The 7,597-nt window shown below is 57.2% G+C and carries 5 protein-coding genes; 1 reads left to right on the top strand and 4 read right to left on the bottom strand.

Translation table 11 applies throughout. The annotated features are described in order from the left end of the window. Positions 1-152 precede the first annotated feature (152 nt). On the top strand, positions 153-1,841 hold the full coding sequence (locus P0W64_RS22350; protein ID WP_275482406.1) for a reverse transcriptase domain-containing protein: 1,689 nt from the start codon (positions 153-155) through the stop codon (positions 1,839-1,841). Positions 1,842-2,078: 237 nt separating this feature from the next. Here P0W64_RS22350 and P0W64_RS22355 read toward each other — a convergent pair whose 3' ends face one another. The 4 genes from P0W64_RS22355 to P0W64_RS22370 form a co-directional block, all read right to left on the bottom strand. Continuing rightward, positions 2,079-3,488 carry a hypothetical protein gene (locus P0W64_RS22355; protein WP_275482407.1) on the bottom strand — a complete coding sequence of 470 codons (1,410 nt, stop codon included), beginning with the start codon at positions 3,486-3,488 and terminating at the stop codon, positions 2,079-2,081. Positions 3,489-4,476: 988 nt separating this feature from the next. Continuing rightward, positions 4,477-5,775 (bottom strand): Fis family transcriptional regulator, encoded by a 1,299-nt coding sequence (locus P0W64_RS22360; RefSeq protein ID WP_275482408.1) that lies wholly within the window; start codon positions 5,773-5,775, stop codon positions 4,477-4,479. A 151-nt stretch (positions 5,776-5,926) separates the two neighbouring features. Beyond that, on the bottom strand, positions 5,927-6,292 hold the full coding sequence (locus P0W64_RS22365) for a helix-turn-helix transcriptional regulator (RefSeq protein WP_275482409.1): 366 nt from the start codon (positions 6,290-6,292) through the stop codon (positions 5,927-5,929). Next, on the bottom strand, positions 6,289-7,422 hold the full coding sequence (locus tag P0W64_RS22370) for a tyrosine-type recombinase/integrase (RefSeq protein WP_275482410.1): 1,134 nt from the start codon (positions 7,420-7,422) through the stop codon (positions 6,289-6,291). The genes P0W64_RS22365 and P0W64_RS22370 overlap by 4 nt, the downstream gene beginning before the upstream one ends. Positions 7,423-7,597: the final 175 nt, after the last annotated feature.

Here is a 7,597-nt window from a genome sequence, read left to right on the forward strand (position 1 = left end):
AACTGGTAACAGGACGTGTTGAAGTGGGACGAGTTCCCGCAGTCGCATCGACCACTGGGCGTGTCACCCGAAGACTCACAAAGTGGCCAGACCTACTTCCCGCCATTGGCCGTGAGCGGTAAAGTGAGCGGAACCGCTCACGAGGAGTCTGAATGGAACACAGCATCACTGTCGAGGAGGCCGCGCTCCGTACCGGCAAGTCAGTCGCAACGATTCGTCGTCAGCTCGGCTCCGGCGATCTCGCCGGAAAAAGGGTTGGTGGCCGCTGGATAGTCGATGGCGACCGCCTCCCCAAGCCGGCAGTAGGTCGACATTCAACTCCTCAGAGGGCCGACTTCGACGCAGCCGCGGCTTTACGTTTCCTGATGAAAACAGACAGAAAGGACCTTTGGGTTCCCGACGTCCTCAACTGGGAGGACTTCAGGACTCATACAAGTGCTTCAATAGCCGCTGCACTCTCGAAGTGTGCCACAGGCGTATCCGATCCATTTGAAGTCGTAGAAGTGCCGAAAGGTAGGCTATTGAGCCGCGCAGGGGCACTCCTTAGCTTCGAAGATAGGCTTGCTTACCACACACTGTGCGCTACCTTCGCTTCTGCGGTCGATGACTCACTCTCAGATCGCGTGTTCAGTTCACGCCTCAATAGAAAGTCAGGATCGTTCTTCAAATCGACCTTCAAGCAGTATCAGGAATTTGTCAACTCGGTCGATGAGAAAGCGACTCCAGGAAGATGGGTCGTTTCAACGGATCTTGTCAGCTATTTCGAAACTATAAATCATCAGATTCTCTTCGAGGACCTCAAAGATCTCGGCGTTGCCGAGAATGTGATGAAACCCCTGCGAGATCTCCTCAGGGGGTGGCGACGTTCATCTAAGGGCGGGCTGCCGATTGGACCGGATGCGTCCCGCCTTCTAGGCAACGTATATCTCAGTAAAGTGGACAAGCAGATGATCGAGGAAGGTTACGAGTACTTCCGCTACATGGATGATGTACGAATAGTTGTCGACTCGGAGCGCAAAGGGCGCGAGGCGCTTCGCAAGTTCGAAGTTCACTGCCGGTCACGAGGGCTTATAGTGACGGGAACAGATAAATCCAGAATTGAGGCTGCTGACTCCGAGGCTAGGTCGAAGGAGGATAAGACGTTTGAGTTGGCCGACTATGCGCTACGGAACGGATTTAACGAGTCTCGGAAGCTTCTACGGAACATACTTAACGATGCATTCACAGAGAAATCATTGAAGAAGCGTCATGCGAAGTTCGCACTTGTCCGTCTTGGAAAACTTGTCGACCGAAGCGTTCTAGATAAGATTCTCCAACGTCTCGAAGAATTAAGCGAAGTATCGAAAGACTCTGCTTTCTACTTACGATCGTTCATCTCGGAAAAGCGGGTTCAGGCAGCAATCACCGACTTCTTGAGTAAGCCAGAGGAGCCTGGTCTTGAAAAATACCAGGAAGCCTGGCTGATTGCAGTTATGCTTGAGGTTCTTCATGAGCCGCCTGCCGAATGGATTACCTACGCGCGAGGAATCGCGTGGAATGCAAATCAGCCAGTTTTCCTACGCTCGCTTGCGTTCAATCTTGTCGCACTAGGTCATGAATCGACTGATCTCGACAAGCTAGTCCGCTTGGCAGAATCGGACTACGATACGGGTCTAGTACGCGGCGCATTAGTTGCACTTTGCCGTATTAAGAAGCTTTCGACTCCAACAATAAAGACCGTCTTAGCGCGACATCCATCACTCAAAGAAACCTCGGACTACCTATTGACTCGAAATTCTCTACCCTCACTGGTTCAGGATGGACTATGGAACGACCTCAGGCCAGTAGCACTTGGCTTATAGTGTGAACCCGTCCCCTTTAACTGGTAACGAGACGTGTTGATGTAGGTCGAGTTGCGCGGCAGTCTATGAGCAACTAAATGGTCCTCTCTGCGTCGGCAACACGATGGAGCAGGCAGCGAGCCAGCCATCGGGGGCGGAGGAGGTCGAAAATGATGATTTCTTACATAACGCAACAAGGCGGGGGCAAGGACGACTGCCACGGCCCCCAAGCTCGATGTCTTTCCGACGGCGTGCTGCTCACTTGTTGCGCTGCGCCGTGAGCCTACGGGCTACTGAAGACTGCGCCGCACTCCCATAGTCATGGTTGCTGCGGAGCGTCGTGTGCGCTCGGTGGAGCGCGTCTCGCACTTCTCGCCTTATCCTACGCTCATCGAGGCCTTCCAAGGACAGCCGTGTGTTACGGGCAACTTCGATTAGTTCTGACGGAACCGATTCAAGTCGGGTGACGTCAATGATGAGGGGAAGGTTTTGAGCGTCCTCGCTCCTCAGCGAACGGCGCAAGGGACCGAGACGTAGTAGCTGGGACAGATAGTCGGGGCTCAGGGCCGGTGTATCGGGCGCGCCTTTACCCAAATTGTCTGACAGCCATCTCTTGAGTCTGTAGGCAGTCTTGTCGAGTGTGAGCCACCATGCCTCGTAGCCTAGCTCTGGCCGCGAATCACGGCGCAGTTCGATCACGCCAACGACACTCTCGACATCGTGCGAAACTAATCTGTTGATGATGGTAGGCGATCTCAAGCGCCCATCTTGCCTATTGTGTGAGCGGTTATGCTTCTCCTGAAACAACTTCGTGACTGCGGCGCGAAGTTTCGGGTCGGCCTTGGCAGCGACTTCAGCGAGGTCTTTGCGCACGATCTGAAACTTCGTGTAGAGATAATCTTCGATGTCTAGATCCGGATGGACGCTGCCGTGAATGTCGGCGGTCCACGCGGCGAACTGGCGCTCATCTCGGCCGGAGAGCATGTACGCGGCGTAAAGGAATGGTGGTTCGCCGTCACGGAGAGATTGGCGAACGTAGTTTATACATTTTTCGATGTGGTATCGCAGCTCCTCTATGACGCCGTCGGTCACGTAGAGACCGACCCCAGAATCTGATGCGGCAGAAAGCAGCGCAGTTTCCAATCGTTTATTCTCGTCGTCGATGAGACTTTCCGCAACGAGTGGAAGTACCGTTGACGTGTCGAGCCATATCTTAGCATTTGTAAATACCCTCGAGAGAGCCTTTTGCACATCTGGAGTCTGCTGGAGAAAGGAGAACAGAGTGTAGGCATCCAGGACTCGCGTCAAGTGTTGTCGGGTTTGGTCGGCAGGCATGGAGAGTACTTCGAGGATTACGGCGGCAGCCTGTTTCGGATGCAGTCGTAGTGGAAGATCGAGAGCGATAACTTGCTCTTCCAGCTGCTCCGCTGAGAGGTAAGCGGGTTCACCACCCTCCACGGCGGCCACGAAGCTCTCGCCGGCTCGGAGCATGACTGATTCTAGGGCAATTCGGAGTTCGTGAGCTTCAGACCGAAGCTTCCCATAATCATCGTCGAGTGCGCCGTCGTACCCATACGCGGCGGCAGCGAGATCCGCTTCGAGTGACTGCTGGTCGAGGACATAGGATGCTGCAGCATCCTTCCAAGCTTCAGCGGCGGAATGACTCATGTGATAACCGCCGAGAGTGGAGTGGGATTTAACGGGGCCATTTTTGCGAGACAATCGTATGAGCGATGATCGGGTGAGCGCTGCCACCTGGGACGGCCCTGCATGTGGGAGCAGAGCGTACATACGCTCTACGATCTGCGCCTCTTCGAGCCGTTGCTCCTGGGAAGTATCGACAAGTACTGATTGAACAAGTGCATCTAGCGATGTCTTGGTGAGATTGCTGTCACCGATACGGTCATTAGCATTCAGAGTCAGGTGCACGAGCGCTACTCGGGCTTCGTCACTCGAGAGTGCAGCTCCGGTGACTGACGCTATGCCCCGAGCGGTTACGATAGGGGTAACGATCTGCTCGGCTAACTCCTCGGATGCCGTAGCTCGCTCGGCTGACGTTAGCTCCCGCTCGCAGAACCATTCTCTGTCTCGAATATCTAGCAAAATCGCCCGGTCGTCCCAGATCTGGGCCTTTAAATCGTCGGCCGCGGCACCGATTTGCCGGTTGGTGCAATATACAATCCTACGATAGGAGATCCCATTCTTGTCTAGCGTCTTTAGGGTGTCGGAGATTTTAGATTTCCATTCAGCGGTGACCGAAAACTGAAATCCAGTATTCGGTGCACCGCTAATCGAGAATATCTCACCGTCCCTACCGCGGTCTCCGGAAGGAGTGGCAGTGGTTCGGAACGCAGGAAATTCGGGCGCCAAAAACTCCGAGGTGAAACGCTCAAAAAGGAGCCAGTCACCACCAGCCAATTGTTCGAGAGCGAAACGCAGCCGCGTGCTAGTCAATTTGATTTACTCCCATTTTATAACCTCCATGCGATCCTAACAACCGCCATTGCAGACAGTCTTCCACAGAAATTCTTCTTGAACGTGAGGCGTTTTCGGAACCTCACCGCAACGCCGCGCGGTGTAACCGAGTGCGGAGGGCCCATATCTCCGCCCCACGCCGACTGCATCCCAGGGCGATTCAAGATGAAGCCCACTTTGCCTACTCATCGCAAACCCTATAGGTCGATACGTACTGGGCATATGTCGCCGCTGACGCCACCGCATGTCGCTCGATGGTGGCAGGGGAGTAGCCGAGAGTGTCGGCAAGGATCGCGGCGGGTGCGAGTTTGGTGAGTTCGTGCAGGGTGCCGATCCGGGCGGCGCGGGTTCCGAATGTCGACTTCAGCCGGGTCCGTAGGTGACCTGGGTTGATGTGTTGGCCGGGAACGTAGCCGCGAAATACCCAGTTAGTGGCCGGGTGGGCGGCGGTATTCGCAAGGTCGCGTTCTCCGGCGAGGTAGCGGAATGGTTCGTCGAGCGGGGCCGGCAGGGCTATGGCGATGTCGCCCAGCGTGACGGTCACGAGCTCGTCTGAGACTATGGCGTGGTCCCAGGTGAGTTTGACGACGCGGTCGATCTGCTGGCCGAAGACGAGCACGAGGATCGCGGCAGCCCGATCGCGCGGGTTCAGCGCCGGTTGGTTTGACGTAATGCTGGCGACGACGTCCTGCTGCTCCTCAGCGCTCATCTTCGCACTGGTGCCACGACGGTGAGGTGTCATCGTGAGGTCCGCGGCGACCAGTTTGGTCTTGATCCCCCAGGTAAGGAAGCGGATGGCGAACTCTCGTGTGCTCGGGCCTTCGGCTTGCCATGCGTCCAGATCCGTTTGGGATAGGTCGCCGATCGCGACATCCCGGTCGGTGAGCCAGTTGAGGAAATCTATTGTGACGGTAACGGTTTGCTTAGATCGCAAGAAAGTCCCGTGCGAGACCGACTCCATGGAGTGCATCTGCCGCAGGTGGTGCCAGCGTATATAGCGGTTGGCGATCTCGCGGTGCTCCGCCGAGTTTAGTCTGTCGAGTGCGTCGTGCGACCAGTCGATGTACCGGTGAAGCAGTCCGTCTCTGGGCGGCAGGATCTGGTGGGTGATGAGGAGTTCTCGGACGTACTCTCGGGTGCGTGACCAGGGGAGTTGGTCGATGACGTCGTGGGAAACGAGCGGTGTGCGGGCAAGGTCAGTGAGGAACGCCGTGACATGGTCTTGGTTGATCCAGGTCAAGCCACTGTTCGCTCGTTTCATCGACTTCAGGGCAGTCGCAAAGGGCTTTAGCTCCACGTTGATGGCACCGGTTTCTGGATTCTTCAACAGCCGGTCGACTGTCGCCCCCAGAACACAGCGCCAACAGCATCCTTGCTTGTAGAGTTCTTCTTCGGCACCGCACTCAACGCAGTCGACGTTGAGCTTGACCCCCGTGCATGTTCGGCACGCTGGTTTGCCGCCGATGATTCCCGGCAACACTCCCTCGTGACCGCAAGCGCAGACGCCCCGGGTACGTTTGGCCGCTAGGTAACAATAGCCGCACACCCCGACGCCCTGCCAGGTGACGACACGTTCCCGGTGCTCACCGCAACGGCCGCAGGGGACTTCCCACCGTTGCGGGTCCTCAGGTTTACGTGGTCTCGCCATCGCCATCACCACCGCGCACGACGCGGATTCGGCGGGCGACGGAGCGTTTATCGCCGACGCCGAGATCGGCCGGGCTTGCTGGTGCGTCGGCCGTAGCTGCAGCGCGCATCTCCACGTACGGCTCGAACAGATCGTTGGGTGTGCAGTCAAGGATGTCGCACAACGCGGCGAACGTGCGGGCAGGGATCCGCTCGGGAGTGCCGGTCACCAATCGGTGGACCTGGGCATTCGACAGGTTGATACCGCGGGACTTCAGCAGCGGGATGAGTTCCGTTGTCTTCCAGAGGTTGTGATCAGCCATCCGCTGGCGAAGATTCCAGTGGTAGCCGATGCGGCGTTGCTCGCTCACGTGTCCTTCCCTGCGTCTTTTTCGTCACGTGTGACGATTCGTTGCTGGATCATTCTTTGGATGGTCTTCTGTTTGAAGTCTGCCGAGACCGAGGTGTAGAGCGCGGTGGTGGATGAGTAGGCGTGACCGACTTGCTGTTGGACGAACATCGGGTCGTATCCGGCTTCGATGAGATGCGTGACATAGGAGTGGCGCAGGCAGTGCATCTTCAACTCACTCGGAAGCCCAGCGAGTTCGCGGACCGTGGTGAACGTGCGATTAAAGTTGCGAATGCCCGTGGCGCCGGCACGTTCGGACGGCCACAACGATGCTGAGCGGTCCGCTGTGGCGAACTGTTCGCGTCCTTGCGGCGAGAGCCAATGATCGAGAAGGTCTACCACCCAGTCGAACTCAGGCACCGTGAGAACGGTGCGTCGGCGTGGTCCCGAGCCCGACATGCCCTTTGCGTGGCGGACCTGGACAGCGCCATAGCTGCCGTACTTGTCGACGTGCGGGTTCGGGCCGAAGTCGTGGTAGTCGAGCATCGCAAGCTCCCGACGCCGCAGTCCGTAGGCGTAGCACACCTTGAAGGCAGTCGAGTCCCGCATCAGCGGGAGCCAGCGCTTCGAGCCTTTGGCGAACTCCTGGTCGACGAGGTCGTCGCACGTGTCAAAGAACCTCTGTAACTCGACTTGAGTAAAGCTACGCCGATCGGCTGGAATGGCGTCATCAGTCTTGTGGCGCGGGGTGTTCCAGTCGAACACGACTTGGGCTGGAACGTCCTGAAATACTTTGCTGCAGAACGCAGCCCACCCGTACCTTTCGTCAGTGACGTAATAGCAGAAGGCCCTGATCGTGCCAGCGTTCGCGCGCAGCGTCGACACGGAGACGGCTTTGGGGCCGGTTCGTCGATCAGCAAGGAACTCATCGACGTGGATAGGCTGCCACGTCCACGGGTACTCGTTGGAGTGCTCCTGGAAGCGAGACACGACACTGCACGATGATCGGATGAACGGCACGCCGAGTCCACGGGCAAGCATTTGCGCTCGCCAACCATCCAGCATCGCCTCGAAGACGCGGTCGTCGGGCCGCAGCAGGCCGACGACACCGTTCGACAGGAAGTCAGGTAGCCGACCTGGAACACTCCGCATGGATGCAAGTGTAGCGCGAGAATCTCTCATCTGTTTGAGTAAACCGATACTGATCTGCGAGTTGGGCTACTGGACGGCTGCGGCCCAGTGGTTCGCAGCGGGGGCGTAGCCAGCAGGTTCGCTCGAGATCCACCAGGACGAGTCCTCTCATCTGTTTCGACTCGGCCTAGTTTTT

The organism is Tsukamurella sp. 8F (assembly GCF_029167375.1).
Lineage (GTDB): Bacteria > Actinomycetota > Actinomycetes > Mycobacteriales > Mycobacteriaceae > Tsukamurella.